Annotated in this window: 14 protein-coding genes; 3 read left to right on the forward strand and 11 right to left on the reverse strand. The window is 65.8% G+C overall.

The features are described 5' to 3' along the window. Positions 1-46 precede the first annotated feature (46 nt). Together BLU39_RS07960 and BLU39_RS07965 are read left to right on the forward strand one after the other, a co-directional pair. Complete coding sequence (locus BLU39_RS07960; protein WP_092711709.1) at positions 47-991, forward strand: DMT family transporter; 945 nt, start codon at positions 47-49, stop codon at positions 989-991. Further along, the gene (locus BLU39_RS07965) at positions 988-1,494 is read left to right on the forward strand and encodes a GNAT family N-acetyltransferase (protein WP_092711711.1); all 507 of its coding nucleotides are present in this window, start codon (positions 988-990) and stop codon (positions 1,492-1,494) included. Before BLU39_RS07960 ends, BLU39_RS07965 begins: the two co-directional genes overlap by 4 nt. 223 nt (positions 1,495-1,717) lie before the next feature. Here BLU39_RS07965 and BLU39_RS28545 read toward each other — a convergent pair whose 3' ends face one another. Then, entirely contained in the window at positions 1,718-1,855 is a 138-nt protein-coding gene (locus tag BLU39_RS28545; RefSeq protein WP_157808830.1) for a hypothetical protein, read from the reverse strand. 217 nt (positions 1,856-2,072) lie between these two features. Between BLU39_RS28545 and BLU39_RS07970 the strand changes: the two genes are divergently transcribed. Then, positions 2,073-2,252, forward strand: coding sequence for a hypothetical protein (locus BLU39_RS07970; RefSeq protein WP_034746290.1), 180 nt, complete (start codon positions 2,073-2,075; stop codon positions 2,250-2,252). Positions 2,253-2,263: 11 nt separating this feature from the next. Here BLU39_RS07970 and BLU39_RS07975 read toward each other — a convergent pair whose 3' ends face one another. From BLU39_RS07975 to BLU39_RS08020, 10 genes are all read right to left on the reverse strand, one after another. Then, positions 2,264-3,727 carry a glycine betaine ABC transporter substrate-binding protein gene (locus tag BLU39_RS07975; protein ID WP_092712209.1) on the reverse strand — a complete coding sequence of 488 codons (1,464 nt, stop codon included), beginning with the start codon at positions 3,725-3,727 and terminating at the stop codon, positions 2,264-2,266. Positions 3,728-3,784: 57 nt separating this feature from the next. Further along, positions 3,785-5,011 (reverse strand): imidazolonepropionase, encoded by a 1,227-nt coding sequence (gene hutI, locus BLU39_RS07980; protein ID WP_092711713.1) that lies wholly within the window; start codon positions 5,009-5,011, stop codon positions 3,785-3,787. A gap of 12 nt (positions 5,012-5,023) precedes the next feature. After that, positions 5,024-5,599, reverse strand: a complete 576-nt coding sequence (locus BLU39_RS07985; RefSeq protein ID WP_092711715.1) for a HutD/Ves family protein — start codon at positions 5,597-5,599, stop codon at positions 5,024-5,026. Continuing rightward, positions 5,599-6,975, reverse strand: a complete 1,377-nt coding sequence (locus BLU39_RS07990) for a formimidoylglutamate deiminase (protein ID WP_092711717.1) — start codon at positions 6,973-6,975, stop codon at positions 5,599-5,601. Before BLU39_RS07990 ends, BLU39_RS07985 begins: the two co-directional genes overlap by 1 nt. Next, positions 6,960-7,748: an N-formylglutamate deformylase gene (gene hutG, locus BLU39_RS07995; protein ID WP_092711719.1), complete on the reverse strand. Its 789-nt coding sequence runs from the start codon at positions 7,746-7,748 to the stop codon at positions 6,960-6,962. Before hutG ends, BLU39_RS07990 begins: the two co-directional genes overlap by 16 nt. 20 nt (positions 7,749-7,768) lie before the next feature. Next, positions 7,769-9,328, reverse strand: coding sequence for a histidine ammonia-lyase (gene hutH / locus BLU39_RS08000; RefSeq protein ID WP_092711721.1), 1,560 nt, complete (start codon positions 9,326-9,328; stop codon positions 7,769-7,771). An 8-nt stretch (positions 9,329-9,336) separates the two neighbouring features. Next, complete coding sequence (gene hutU, locus BLU39_RS08005; RefSeq protein ID WP_092711723.1) at positions 9,337-11,046, reverse strand: urocanate hydratase; 1,710 nt, start codon at positions 11,044-11,046, stop codon at positions 9,337-9,339. Between the two features lie 126 nt (positions 11,047-11,172). Next, positions 11,173-12,840 (reverse strand): amidohydrolase, encoded by a 1,668-nt coding sequence (locus BLU39_RS08010; protein ID WP_254788920.1) that lies wholly within the window; start codon positions 12,838-12,840, stop codon positions 11,173-11,175. A 58-nt stretch (positions 12,841-12,898) separates the two neighbouring features. Then, positions 12,899-13,525: a GNAT family N-acetyltransferase gene (locus BLU39_RS08015; protein WP_092711727.1), complete on the reverse strand. Its 627-nt coding sequence runs from the start codon at positions 13,523-13,525 to the stop codon at positions 12,899-12,901. Between the two features lie 140 nt (positions 13,526-13,665). Then, the gene (locus tag BLU39_RS08020; RefSeq protein ID WP_092711729.1) at positions 13,666-15,324 is read right to left on the reverse strand and encodes a mechanosensitive ion channel family protein; all 1,659 of its coding nucleotides are present in this window, start codon (positions 15,322-15,324) and stop codon (positions 13,666-13,668) included. Between the last annotated feature and the right edge of the window lie 41 nt (positions 15,325-15,365).

Raw genomic sequence — 15,365 nt, forward strand, 5'->3', positions numbered from 1 at the left:
CCCGACCGCACTCGCCATCCCCGCGCGATGCCCGTATACTTGCGCGATGTCATCTCCTCTCCTGTTCATCATTGCCTGCCTGATCTGGGGCTCCACCTTCTGGGCCATCACCTTGCAGCTGGGCGACGTCGCCCCCGCCGTTTCCGTGGTCTACCGCTTCGGCCTCGCGTCCGCCACCCTGTTCGCCTGGTGCGCCGTGCGCGGCGACCGCTTGCGCCTGCCCTGGCGCGCGCAAAAATGGATGCTGCTGCAGGGGCTGGCCTCGTTTGCCCTCAGCTATGTGTGTACTTACAGCTCGGAGCAATACCTGGTGTCGGCCCTCGTCAGCGTGCTGTTCGCGCTGATGGTGTTCTGGACGCCGTTGCTCAACCGTATCGCTTTCGGCACACCGATCACCTGGAGCACCTGCTGCGCGGCATTTGTCGCCATCTGCGGCATCGTGCTGCTGTTTTACCAGTCCATCGGCGCGGCGCTGCAAGATATCCTGGGCGGCGGCAATGGCCATTTTCTGCTGGGCTTTATCCTGGCGCTGGTGGCGACCATCTCGAGCACGGCAGGCAACGCCCTCGTCATGAAAGTGCGCGAACATTCCGGCAACGTGATGCTGACCATGGCCTGGACCATGCTGTGGGGCACCTTGATGGTGGCCGCCTGGGCCATCGCCACGGGCCAGGCCTGGCAATTGCCCACGCGCGCCAGTTACTGGATGGGATTGGTGTACCTGGCCATCTTCGGCTCGGTGATCGCCTTCAGCGCGTATTTCACCTTAATCGCCCGCATCGGCACGCAAAAGACCGTGTATATCGGCGTCGTCACGCCCGTCATTTCCGTCCTGCTGTCGGTGCAGTTCGAACACTACCGGCCCGCCACCATCGAATGGGTGGGCATGGTGCTGTGCCTGTCGAGCGTGGCCTGGGCCCTGACGTCGGGCGCGCGCAAGACGGCTGCCGTCGCTTCCCTTTCCACCACTCCATCAGCAAAGGCAACATGAGCACCTCTTCCTCCCTCGCCATCCGTCCCGCGACCGCATCCGACGTGGCCGCCATCTTCGGCATGATTCATGAACTGGCCGTGTTTGAAAAACTCGAACACATGATGATCGCCAAGGAATCCATGCTGCACGACAGCCTGTTCGGCCCCCATCCCGCGTGCGAAGCGCTGGTCGGCGAGGAAAATGGCGAAGTCGTGACCTTCGCCCTGTTCTTCCATAATTTTTCCACCTTCCTGTGCCGCAAGGGACTGTACCTGGAAGACCTGTACGTGAAGCAATCGGTGCGCGGCAAGGGTTATGGCAAGCAGATGCTCGTGGCGCTGGCGCAACTGGCCGTCGAACGCGATTGCGGCCGCTTCGAATGGTCGGTGCTGGACTGGAATGAAAACGCGATCAACTTCTACAAGGGCATGGGCGCGGACGTGATGCCGGACTGGCGCATCTGCCGGGTCGCTGGCGATGCATTGACGCAATTGTCGGCAGGCACGCCAACATCGGCCTGATGGGGGAACTGTAAGCGCAAGTTCCAAAAAAAAATCCCCGCGGGCTAGCGGCACCGCGGGGCAGAACCCATTGTCAAGTGGGAGGGGGAGAATGCAATCAACGGTTATCAATATAAACGCTGCCGCTTGCGATGGCGCAGACCTTTACATTTGCTTACCGGGCCTTACATTTGACTTAAATCCGCTAACCAAGTGTCACCCAGTGTCGCTCGGATGACACTGATTATTTCCGTGGTTCAATCAATGTGCCGTGCAAGCCGATATGTTGTTGCGCAACCCCACTGCCACCCTGCGATTTTCTATAGATTTGGTACACTGTCAGGCAGGCGATGCAGCCAGCAACCACGGCAAAAATGACCATGCGACGCTCCTTGAATATGCTTGAGGAAATCAGGGCCTGCGGCTGATGATGACACCAGGCGAGCAGGGAAAATTCAGTGTGGCATCTTCGGTCTTGGGGGCATTGTGCAATGTCAAACGCGCCAATTTGACGGGGTCATGGCATTTGATATGGCGCAAAGTGGCAGCATTCCGCTCACACAAAATGAACGCATCGTTACGCATCCGGGAGCCACATCATGAATGTCTCTGCCAAACCGCTCGTCATGAAAATCTACCGCGCCTACCTGCGCTCCCGCCTGGAGCGCTACACGCGCGACTTGCAAGCCATCGCGGAACAGCGCGAAAACGACTTCCAGGCCGAACGCATCCTGCACCAGGCCGTCGTCTCGGTGCGCTCGAAACTGCACTCGCTGTAACCGTGACGCCGTCAGTGCTGCCGGCCGGCAACGGCCCAGCGCTCCACCAGCTCGAACAAGCCTTGCGTCAGCAGGGCCAGCACGGCTGCGGGGATGGCGCCGGCCAGCAGCATGTCGTTGTCATTGAGCGCCAGGCCGATGGTGATGCGTTCGCCATAGCCGCCCGCGCCGATGAAGGCGGCGATGGTGGCCGTGCCCACGCTCATCACGGCAGCCGTTTTCACGCCCGCCAGCATGACGGGCAAGGCCAGCGGCAAGTCCACGTGCAGCAGGCGGTCGCGCTTGTTCAAGCCCAGCGCCAGCGCCGCCATGCGCAAGCCTTGCGGCACCTGCAAGATGCCCGTGCACGTGTTGCGCACGATGGGCAACAGCGCGTACACGAATAGCGCCACCAGCGCCGGCACCGTGCCGATCATGCCCAGCACGGGGATCAATATCGCCAGCAGGGCCAGCGAGGGCACCGTCTGCAGCACGCCGACGAAGGCCAGCACCGTTTGCCGCAGCGGCGCCGAAAACGCCGCCAGCACGCCCAAGGGAATACCGATCAGGCACGCCAGCGCCACCGACAACAGCACCAGGGTCAGATGCTGGCGCGTCAGGGTCCACAGATCGTCGCCGATGATTTTATCGAGCAGCTTGCCGCGCGCGGTGGACGGCTTGTTCGCCTGCGTGCCGGAAGCGAGCCACTGGCGCGCCACGTCGGAAAAACGCTTGCCATCGATTTCCACGGCCGCATTCATGGCGATCATGTCGCTCTCGCTGATGCGTCCCTGCAGCCCTTGTAGCGCCAGCCAGGCGGCGGGGAAACGCTGCGGCACGTCGAGCCGGTACAACAGCATGGCGTCGTAGCGGGGAAAATACTGCTGCGTATCGGCCAGCACGCGCAAGCCGTACTGGCGTATCTTCGCATCTGTCGAATAAATGTCGATGACGTCCACCTGGCGCTGCGCCAGCGCTTCGTAGGCGATGCCGTGATCGAGCCCGCGCGGGCGCTGCGGCAAGCCATAGCGCGCGGCCAGTCCCGGCCAGCCATCGACCCGGCCGATGAATTCATGCGACAGGCCGAATGTCAGGGCCGGGTGCTGGGCCAGTTGCGCCAGGCTGGCGATCGATTTTTCATCATGGCGCACTGCCAGCGCATAGGTATTGTTAAAGCCCAGCGGCACGGCCACGCCCAGGCCCAGCGCCGCCAGCTCGCGCCGCATCTGTTCCAGGCCGATGGCCTTGTCGTGCTTGAGGATTTCGCTGCCGATGGTGCCCATGTATTCGGCATACACGTCAATGCCGCCCGCCTGCAGCGCGGCCAGCACGATGGCCGTGTTGCCCAGGCCCTGGCGGTGCTCCGCCTTGACGTGTGGCGCGGCGCTCTGCTGGAGGATTTCGCCGAGGATGTACGATTCCGTAAAGCGCTTCGAACCCACCTTCAGGGTGCCGCCATCCTGGGCATGTGCAGGGGCGGCGGCAAAAAACAGCAACAACAGCAGGTAAGACAAGGAGTAAACAACACGCACGCGGCGCTCCAGGGCGGATGATCAATCCGTCCAGCTTACCACCGGCGCGCGCCAGACACCGCCATGCACCACGCCCGCGCACGGGTTCAGGCCCAGCGCATACGCCAGGTCGGCGGGGCGCGCGATGCGCCACAGGGCGAAATCGGCGCGCTTGCCCACCACCAGGCTGCCCGTCCGATCCTGCAAGCCCAGCGCGCGCGCCGCGTGGCACGTAGCACCAGCCAGCGCTTCCTGCGGCGTCAAGCGCCACAGGGTGCACGCCATGTTCATCGCCAGCAGCAAGGACGTCATCGGTGACGTGCCCGGGTTGCAATCGGTGGACACGGCCATCGGCACGCCGGCCGCGCGCAATGCTGCCACCGGTGGCGGCTGCGTCTCGCGCAAAAAGTAATACGCGCCGGGCAGCAGCACGGCCACCGTGCCATGTTGCGCCATGGCGGCGACGCCCTCGTCCGACAGGAATTCCAGGTGATCGGCCGACAAGCCATCGTAACGGGCCACCAGCGCCGCGCCGCCCTGGTCCGACAGCTGCTCCGCATGCAATTTGACGGGCAGCCCCAGCGCCCGCGCCGCGTCAAACATGCGCTGCGTTTGCGCCGACGTAAAACCGATGCGCTCGCAAAACGCGTCAACGGCATCGACCAGTCCATCGCCCGCCAGCCGGGGCAGCATCTGCGCGCACAGCAGCTCGATATAAGAGTCGGCCTGGCCCGCATATTCGGGCGGCAGCGCGTGCGCGCCGAGGAAGGTGGTGCGCACAGTGACCGGCAGTTGTTGCCCTATCCTGCGCGCCACGCGCAGCATCTTCGCCTCGCTGTCCGCGTCAAGGCCATAGCCGGACTTGATCTCCAGGGTCGTCACGCCCTCGGCCAGCAGCGCCAGCACGCGGGGCAGGCTTTGCCGCAGCAATTCGTCGTCGCTGGCCGCGCGCGTGGCGCGCACGGTGGACATGATGCCGCCGCCGGCGCGGCTGATGTCTTCATAGCTGGCGCCATTCAGGCGCGCCTCGAATTCGTCGCTGCGGTTGCCCGCGTGGACGATGTGCGTATGGCAGTCGATCAGGCCGGGCGTGAGCCAGCAGCCCTGGCCATCAATCAGCACCGCGCCGCTGGCCGGCAGCTCGTCGCCGGGGCCGAACCACGCGATGCGGCCATCCTTGACGGCGATGGCCGCGTCCAGCAACTCGCCATAGCCGTGTTCCATCGTGGCCAGGTGAACGTTGTGGATGACCATATCCCAGTCTTGCATGTGTTTGCCCTCCTAGATGAACAGGTCGACGCACAGCACGGCCGTGCGCTGCAAGGCGTCAAGCCGCCAGTCCGGCGCATCGTCGGCGTCCAGCAGCAGCGCGTCATGGCGGGCCAGCGCAAACTGCTGTTCCCCGCCGCGCGCCAGCACGTGGCCTTCGCCGGCCACAAACAGCAGGGTCGCCGCGCTGCGCCGCGCCAGCCTGCACGGCGCCGTGATTTTCTCCAGCTGGTGGCGGCAGCGGTCGCGCCGCGTCATCACATTGAAATCCGTCGTCGTCCCCTTGACCTGTGCAACCACGGCCGCCTCGCCGGGGAACCACAGCATCGGTTGCGCCGCGCTCAAGGTCACCTTGCGCGCGCCGTCCAGCGTCAGTTGCACGCTGTCGCCATCGACCAGCATCAGGCTGCGGTCGATGCCGGGAAAGCTGGAAAACGGCCCGCTGGCCGTGATCGTCGCCAGGCTGATGCGCCAGTCGAAATCGTCGAAGCCGGCACCCGGGGGAGCAATCGCGATTTCCGTCGTGCTGCCGCCGCCGTTTTTCCACGGCGCGGCGCGTAGGTATTCCTGCGGGATGAAGGTCGCCATCAGAGTGCCCTCAGTTGCGCCAGGGTGCGCTTGTAGGCGCCGCCGATGGCGTCCTGCGCCACGTGGCGCCCGCCGCGTACCTGCCACTGGCCGCCGCACAGCACGTCGCGCACCAGGTTGTCGTTGCCGCAAAAGAGTACGCTGCCCAGCACATCGGCGATGGCCACGCCGCACAGGTTCACATGCGCGTCGTCGAGCACCAGCAAGTCGGCACGGCAGCCCGGCGCCAGGGCACCGAGCTTGCGCCCGGCCGCCTGCGCGCCGCCCCGCAAGGCCGTTTGCCACAGGTAGTCGCCCACATGGCGTTCATCTGGCGTGGCGGCCACATTGCGCTGCTGGCGCTGCAAGCGCTGGCCATATTCGAGCCAGCGCAATTCCTCCACCGGCGACTGCGACACGTGGCTGTCACTGCCCACGCCGAAGCGCCCGCCGGCGGCGATGAATTCGGCCAGCGGGAACAGGCCATCGCCCAGGTTCGCTTCCGTCGTCGGGCACAGGCCCGCCACAGCGCCGCTGGCGGCCATCAGCGCCACTTCGTCCGGCTGCACATGCGTGGCGTGCACGAGACACCAGCGCGCGTCGACGTCGACCTGGTCGTACAGATACTGCACCGGGCGCCGGCCGCTATAGTCCAGGCACTGGCGCACCTCGCCCTGCTGCTCGGCGATGTGGATGTGGATGGGACGGTCCGCAGGCAGCGCTTGCGCCACTGCGCGGATCTGCGCCACCTCGGCCGCACGCAGGGAATGGGGCGCAAAGCCCACCTCCACCTGGCCGCCGCGCTGCGGCGCCAGCGCTTCGACGATGCGCAGCACGTCATCCGCACCGGTGCGAAAGCGCGCCTGCTCGGGTTTGAGGGGCTGTGCGCCGAAACCCGCATGGCTGTACAGCACGGGCAGCATCGTCACGCCGATGCCGCTGAGGCGCGCCGCGGCCAGCACCCGTTCGGCCGTTTCGGCGGGACGCGCATACAGCGCACCGGCCGCATCGCGCTGCAGGTAGTGGAATTCACAGACAGCCGTGTAGCCATGGCGCAGGCATTCGGCAAACAGCTGCGCGGCGATGCTTTCCATCTGCTGCGGCGTGATGTGATGCGCGAAACGGTACATCAGCTCGCGCCAGGTCCAGAAGCTGTCAGGGCCATCACCTGCAATCTCCGTCATGCCGCCCAGCGCCCGCTGGAACGCATGCGAATGCAGGTTGACCATGCCGGGCAAGACATATTCGGCCACTTCCGCGCCAGACGGCGCGGCGGCGTTGTCCGCCACCGCCGTCAGATCGCCGGCCGCGTCCCACTCCAGCAGCACGTCGCGGCGCCAGCCTTGCGGCAGCAGCGCGTGGCGCGCAAACAGACAGCCGCTCAACGCGCCACCCATGCCACGGCCGCTTCCATCATCTGGCGCAGCAGCGGCTGCACCTGTGCCGCCAGGTCGGGCCGGTAGCCAAACGGCGCCGCTTCGTCCATGTACAGGCACTGGCACATCTCCAGCTGGATCGCATGCACGCAGCTTTCCGGCTGGCCGTAATGGCGCGTGATATGGCCGCCCTTGAAGCGGCCATTCAAGGCCACGGTAAAGTCATCCTGTGCGCGCGCAATGTCCACCACGGCGGACGTCAGGCCGCCATCGCAGCTGGCGCCATCGGCCGTGCCGAAGTTCAGGTCGGGCAGCTTGCCGTCAAAGAAGCGCGGCACGCGCGAGGCGATGGAATGAGCATCCCACAGCACCACGGCGCCATGCACGCGCAGCAGCCGGTCCAGTTCCGCGCGCAGCTGCGCATGATATGGCGCCCAGTAGCGCTGCAGCCGATGCCGCATATCGGCCGCATCGGGCTCCTTGCCGGCCAGGTACAGCGGCTCGCGGTGGAAGGTATCGTTGGGCAGCAAGCCCGTCGTGTCCTGTCCCGGATACAGATTCGTGTCTTCCTGCGGGCGGTTCAAGTCGATGGTGTAGCGCGACCAGCGCGCCGACAGCACGGACGCATCCATCTCCTGCAAAAAGCCATACAGTTCGCGCAGATGCCAGTCCGTATCGGCCTTGACCAGGGCCTGGGGCGTCATGCGCGCGGCGATATCGTCCGGTATGTCGGTGCCCACGTGGGGCATCGACACGAGCAGCGGGATGCTGCCTTCGTTGAAGCGGAAATCCATGCGTGTCTCCTTGCACCCGCTCAGGCGTACAGCGGGGCGAACAAATTCTTGCACGTGCTGCTCAACTCGCCATGCAGCACCATCTGCTTGGCCGCTTCGATATCGGGCGCGAAGAAGCGGTCGGCGTCGAAGAACGGCACTTTCTGGCGCAATTGATGGTGCACGTGCTCGAGGTGCGGCGAGGTTTTCAGCGGACGGTGGAAATCGATGCCCTGCGCGGCGGCCAGCAGCTCGATGCCGACGATGACGGCCGTGTTGTGCGCCATGTCGTCCAGGCGGCGCCCGGCGAACGTGGCCATGCTCACGTGGTCTTCCTGGTTGGCGGACGTCGGCAGGCTGTCGACGCTGGCGGGATGGGCGAGCGACTTGTTTTCCGACGCCAGCGCGGCAGCCGTCACGTGGGCGATCATGAAGCCGGAATTGACGCCGGGGTCGCGCACGAGGAAGGGCGGCAGGCCGGAAAGCGTGGCGTCGATCAGCAGCGCGATGCGGCGCTCGGCCAGTGCGCCGATTTCAGCAATCGCCAGCGCCAGCGTGTCGGCGGCAAAGGCCACCGGTTCGGCGTGGAAATTCCCGCCCGAGACGATCTCCGCCTGCCCGTTCGGGCCATCCTGGAAGATCAGCGGATTGTCCGTGACGGCATTGGCTTCGATCAGCAGGGTACGGCCGACGTTGCCGATCAAATCGAGGCAGGCGCCCATGACCTGCGGCTGGCAGCGCAGGCTGTACGGGTCCTGCACGCGCTCGTCGCCTTCCAGGTGCGAGGCGCGAATCGCGCTGTGCGCCACCAGTTGGCGGTACATCTGCGCGGCCAGGATTTGCCCCGGCTGCCCGCGCACGGCATGCACGCGCGCGTCGAAAGGAGCGTCGCTGCCCTTGGCCGCATCGAGCGACAGCGCACCCGTGACCATGGCCGCTTCCAGCAGGCGCTCGGCCATGAACAAACCATGCAGCGCCAGCGCGTTCGACACTTGCGTGCCGTTGATCAGCGCCAGGCCCTCTTTCGCCGCCAGCACGACGGGCGCGATGCCCGCCTGCGCCAGCGCGTCCTGCGCCGCCATCAATTCACCGTTGACGCGCACGTCGCCCACGCCCAGCATGGCCAGGGTCATGTGCGACAGCGGCGCCAGGTCGCCCGAAGCGCCGACGGAACCCTTGGCGGGAATGGCCGGCATGATGCCCGCGTTGTACAGCGCGATCAGGGTGTCGACGATCAGCGGACGCACGCCGGAAAAGCCGCGCGCCAGGCTGCCGATCTTCATCAGCATGATCAGGCGCACGACGGCGTCCGACAGCAGTTCGCCCGTGCCGACGGAATGCGACAGGATCAGGTTGCGCTGCAATTGCTCGAGCTTTTCATCGGGGATGCGCGTCTTGGCCAGCAGGCCGAAACCCGTGTTGATGCCGTAGGCCGCATCGCCCTTGGCGACGATGGCTTGCACGGCGGCGGCCGACGCCTCGATGACGGAGTACGCTTCGGCGGCGAGGATCAGTTTCGCGGGCGCGGCCCACACGGCGCGCAGGTCGGCCAGGGTCATCGCGCCCGGTTTCAGGGTCCAACTTTTGGAGTGCTGTGTCATGTTTGCTTTCACTTCGTATTAAGCATCGGCAGGTTCAGATTGTTGCGCTTGGCGCAGGCGGCCGCTGTTTCATAGCCCGCATCGGCATGGCGCATCACGCCCGAGCCGCTGTCGTTGACCAGCACTCTAGCCAGACGTTTCGCCGCGCTTTCCGTGCCATCGGCCACGATGACCATGCCCGCATGCTGAGAATACCCCATTCCCACGCCGCCGCCATGGTGCAGCGAGACCCAGGTGGCGCCGCCGGCCGTGTTGAGCATGGCGTTCAGCAGCGGCCAGTCGGAAACGGCGTCCGTGCCATCCTTCATGCTTTCCGTCTCGCGGTTCGGGCTGGCGACGGAGCCCGTATCGAGGTGGTCGCGGCCGATGACGATGGGCGCCTTCAGCTCGCCCGTGCGCACCATCTCGTTGAAGGCCAGGCCGGCGATGTGGCGCTCGCCCAGTCCCAGCCAGCAGATGCGCGCCGGCAGGCCCTGGAAGGCGATGCGCTCGCGCGCCATGTCCAGCCAGTGGTGCACCTGCTTGTGGTGCGGGAACAGCTCCTTGATCTTCGCATCCGTTTTATAGATGTCTTCCGGGTCGCCCGACAGGGCAACCCAGCGGAACGGCCCACGGCCTTCGCAAAATTGCGGGCGGATGTAGGCGGGCACGAAGCCGGGGAAGTCGAAGGCATTCTGCACGCCCTGGTCGAACGCCACCTGGCGGATATTGTTGCCGTAGTCGACGGTGTGCACGCCCATGGCGTGGAAATCGAGCATGGCTTGCACGTGGGCGGCGCAGGAATCGGCGGCGGCCACCGTCAGGCGCGCGTGGCGCTGCGGATCCTGCTGCGCCGCCTTCCAGTCCGACACGCTCCAGCCGCGCGGCAGATAGCCGTTGACCAGGTCGTGCGCGGACGTCTGGTCCGTCACCAGGTCGGGCACCATCCCGCCCGCTTTCGCGCGGCGCACCAGTTCCGGCAGCACTTCGGCCGCGTTGCCCAGGAGGCCAATGGAGATCGCTTCCTTGCGTTCGGTATGGTATTTGACCAGTTCCAGGGCTTCGTCCAGGCTGGCCGCCTGCTTGTCCAGATAGCGCGTGCGCAGACGGAAATCGATGCTGCTTTGCTGGCATTCGATGTTCAGCGAGACGGCGCCCGCCATGGTGGCGGCCAGCGGCTGCGCGCCGCCCATGCCGCCCAGGCCCGCCGTCAAGATCCAGCGCCCGCCCCAGTCGCCGCCGAAATGCTGGCGGCCCGCCTCGGCAAAGGTTTCATACGTGCCCTGCACGATGCCCTGCGTGCCGATGTAGATCCAGCTGCCGGCCGTCATCTGGCCGTACATGAACAGGCCTTGCCGATCGAGTTCGTTGAAGTGTTCCCAGTTCGCCCATTTCGGCACCAGGTTGGAGTTCGCGATCAGCACGCGCGGCGCGTCCGCATGGGTCTGGAACACGCCCACCGGCTTGCCGGACTGGATCAGCAAGGTCTGGTCGTCTTCCAGTTCGCGCAAGGAGGCGAGGATCTGGTCGAAGCAGGCCCAGTTGCGGGCGGCGCGGCCGATGCCGCCGTAGACGACCAAATGCTGCGGATTTTCCGCCACTTCCGGGTCCAGATTATTTTGCAACATGCGGTAGGCCGCTTCGGCCTGCCAACTCTTGCAAGCCATGACCGTGCCGCGCGGCGCGCGGATGGTACGGCTGGCATCAAAGCGTGGATCGGTGTCCATTGTGCTGTTCATGCTGTCTCCTCGTAGGGTGCGAGCGGACATGCGTGGCCCGCTCAGGTGCTCCCAGCATAGGTTGTCTATACAACCAAGTCAACAGATTTTCTTTAGGGTCAGACCCGGCGGGTCTGACCCCAGCCTTTATTTTTTCTCGTACACGCGCTTGCCCGCCACCCACGTCTGCAGCACCTGCGTCTTGCCAATCGCCGCTGGCGCCACGGTAAACAGGTCCTGGTCGACGACGATGAAGTCCGCCCATTTGCCCGCTTCCAGGGTGCCGATGACCTTTTCCTGGTGCGCCGCCCACGCCGCGTCGAGCGTGAAACAGCGCAGCGCTTCCGTCACCGTCATGGCTTGCTGCGGGTACCAGCCGCCGGCCGGGAAACCTTCGCTGTTTTGCCGCGTGACGGCCGCGTGAATGCCCTCGAACGGGTTCGGCGACTCGATGGGGAAGTCCGATCCGCAGGCGATGCGCGAACCCTGCTTGAGGAAGGTGCGCCACGCATACGCGCCCTTGATGCGCTCGTGGCCCACGCGCTGCTCCGCCATGTTCTGATCGGACGTGGCGTGTGTCGGCTGCATCGACGGCACGATGCCCAGCGCCTTGAAACGGGGGATGTCGGACAACTGCACCACCTGCGCATGCTCCATGCGGTGGCGCAGGCCCACGCTGCGGTACTGCGCGATCAAGGCCTGGTAGCCGTCGAGGATTTGATGGTTGCCCGCGTCGCCGATGGCGTGCACATTGACCTGGTAGCCGGCGCGCATGGCTTTTTCCATCTTCGCGCGCATGACGGCGTCCGGGTAGAACAGCAGGCCACGGGTAGAGGGATCGTCGCTGTACGGTGCCAGCAGGGCCGCGCCGCGGCTGCCCAGGGCGCCGTCGGACAGCAGTTTCACGGCGCGCAAGGCGTACATGTCGCGCGCATAGCTGGTCAAGGGACCGTTTTTCGACAGCGCGTCGAAGTCTTCCGTCGTGTCGGCAATCATGCCGTACACGCGCACCGTCAGCTTGCCGTGATCCGCATAGTCGCGGAACAGCCGGTCCTGCATCTGGCCGATGCCCGCATCGTGCACGCTGGTCAAGCCCACCTGCGACAGCTGCGCCAGCGCGCCATCGAGGGAGGCGCGGTTTTCCACGTCGCCAGGCTTGGGCAGCACGGCGTCCATCAAGTCCATGGCGCTGTCGACCAGCACGCCGGTGGCATTGCCATCCGCGTCGCGGACTATCTTGCCACCCGCCGGATCCGGCGTAGTGCGCGTGATGCCGGCCAGCGCCAGCGCGCGGCTATTGGCCCAGCCCGCGTGGCCGTCGACCCGGCGCAGCCAGACGGGCCGCGCGCTTTCCGCCGCATCGAGTTCCTGGGCCGTGGGAAAGCGCCCCAGCTTCCAGATTTCCTGGTTCCAGCCATTGCCGACGACCCAGCTGCGCTCCGGATGTGCGCGCGCGAAGTCGCCCACGGCCTGCACGGCGGCCGCCAGCGAGGACGAACCGTACAGCATGACGCCACTGGCAATCGTGCCCAGGCCGAACACGTGGCCATGCGCGTCGATCAGGCCCGGCAGCAAGGTTTTTCCCTGCACGTCGACGTGGGTCGCGCCCTTGGCCGCCTTGCGTTTCACCTGCGCGGCACCGCCGACGGCGAGCAGCTTGCCCGCATCGTCAAAGGCCAGCGCCGTGAAGCGCACCACCTTGCCGTTTGCATCGAGCGTGTAGCCGTTGGCATTGTCGACGACGGTATCGGCGCGGGCATGGCCCAAGGCGCCCAGGCAGGCGAGAACGAGCAGGGTGCGGCGCGGGATCGACATTTCCATCTCCAAGTCTTGAATGAAGAGACGAGTGTATAGAAATTGGCAAAATGGTCAATCAGGCAGCGTGAGGTTCCCTTACCATCAGCCAGTAATCGCAGCCCGTGACGGCTTCCCCATATCGCCCCGCCACCACGAAACCCAGGCGGGCATAGAACGGCAGACTGCGCTCGTTGTACGTCTCCAGGAAGCACGCGGCGCCCGCCGCATCGACGGCCGCCAGGCCAGGCGCCAGCACGGACGCGCCCAGCCCCCGGCCCTGTGCGGCGGGATCGATGCCGGCGATCGACAGATACCACGCGTCCTGCAGACCATGCGGCGCCAGCGCATGCTCCATATTCCCGACGATGGCCGTGAAATGCGCGTAGCCCTGCTCTCCCAGCAGCGTGCGCAACGCTGATTCGCGCTGCGCGTACGCGGCCTGGCGCAGGGCCGCCGGCGTGTCCGTCGTCCAGATGGCGGCGCCATTGCCCGCCCCATTGCACACCCCGTCAGCCAGGTCGACGCGGCCCGCCTGCTCCCCCTCGGCCAGCGCCAGCGCGAAGTACGCTTCCAGCATCGCCAGCCGCGCCGCGTCATCGTCGCCGCACGCCACCGTGACGGTGCGGTAAAACGGGTCGCCGATCAGGGCGGCGGCCAGGCTGCGGGCGGCGCGGGAGGTGTCGGCGGGAGATGGACTGGACATGGTTCTCTTTCTTTTCGTGGAAACGCCGGCATCTTAGCGCAAGCGCGCAGGCATTGCGCCTGGTCAATACCACCAGGACACCACGGGACGACACTGGCATTTCCGCGGAGCACCATGGCCGAGCACCATGTCACGCGACCTTACCTGGCCCCGTCCTCCGGCTTGTGCGCCGGCGCCCTGAACCACTCCTCCGGCGGCACCACCTGCGATTCTTTCGGGTCATCGATGTAATGCGGCGAGGTGATCTGCACGTCGAATTCGTTGAAGACGTCGATGATGTTCTGGTGCAGCCGGTTCAGCACTTCGGCGCGCTGGCGGGGGACTTCGGCGCTGGCGTAGGCGACGAGGCGGTATTGCACGTAGTAATCCTGCAAGGCCAGCTGCATCACGTACGGTTTGGGCGAAGTGCACAGTTCCGTCGTGCGCGAGGCGGCCAGTTCCAGCATGGCGTGCACTTGCCGCCACGGCGTGGCGTAGCCGATGGTGACGGTGGAGTCGAGCACGAAGCCGCCGCCGGGCTGGGCGCGCGAATAGTTCTTTGTCGTTTGCGACATCACCCACGCGTTCGGCAAGGCGACCTCTTCACCCAGGCCCGTGCGCAGCCGCGTTTCGAACATGCCCACGTCGACCACGGTGCCCTCGCTGTCACCCACGCGCACATATTCACCCTTGCGCAGGGCGCGCGTGTACATCAGGATCAGGCCGCTGGCGCCCTGGCCCACGATGCTCGACGCGCCGATCGACACCATCAGGCCCACCAGCACGGACAGGCCCTGGAAGGCGGCCGTGTGCGAGCCGGGCAGATACGGGTACGCCATGGCCAGCGCGAACAGCCAGATCACCACGCTGGTGATGCGGCGCGTGGGCAGGGCCGTGTCCTTGTCCAGCCAGCCGATCTGCAATTCGCCGCTTTCCACGCGCTTGAACAGCGAGGCGGCCGTGGCGGCGATCAGGCGCGCGATGGCAAAGATCACGCACACCAGCACCAGCCCCGGCAAGGCGCCGATGATGGCGTGGAAGACGTCGGCCGCCACGTCGAACAGGTAGCCGCTCAGGCTTTCGCCCCAGGAACGCGTGTACGGCAAGCGGCCCAGCACGAAGGCGGCCCACAGATAGGTGGCCATCAGGCGCAAGCCCCACAGCACGGCGCTCAGCAGCTGGTAGGCGAAGGCGATGTAGTGCTCGGCGTCGAGCACGCGCACGTTTTTCAGGCGCACGTCGCGCAGGCGCGAGGCCAGCAAGATGCCGCTGCGGCGCTTGGCCCAGCGGTAAAAGCGCGTCAAGCCCATCCACACGAGCCAGAACACGAGCGTGGCGACCGCGCACACGGCGGCGGCGATGGCCAGGTAGCGCCAGCTGCTTTGCTCACGATAGTCAAGGACGGCTTTGCGCAATTCCTCTGCCGCCGTTTTCGCCACGCTTTCCGTCGTGTCGCCGGCCAGCAGGTTGACGTCGCCAGGCACGACGACGAACAGCTGCACGCCATCGAGCAGCACTTGCGTGCCTTCGGAAATCGTGCGCGTGCTCGCCAGCAAGGGACCGTTTTTCGCCAGCACGCTTTCCAGGCGGCGCTGCGCCCCGATGGCCCGCTCATCGGGCGGATAGCCGGCCAGCGCGGCGCGGAAGACGAATACCTTGCGGTTGGCGAACATCAGCGGCGCCGTCCTGGCCGCCGCAAGCTGCAACGGCGCCACGACGGCCCCGGCCTCCGCAACGAGCGCGGGCACGCCATCGTCCGCATGGGCTGCGGGCAGCAGGAAAATGGTCAACAGGCACAACAGGCGGAGCAACGCGGACATGGCAGAAATGAAAGAGTGACAAGAAGCACCCATCATGCCAT

It is taken from the genome of Janthinobacterium sp. OK676 (assembly GCF_900103595.1).
In the GTDB taxonomy this organism is placed as follows: Bacteria; Pseudomonadota; Gammaproteobacteria; order Burkholderiales; family Burkholderiaceae_D; genus Janthinobacterium.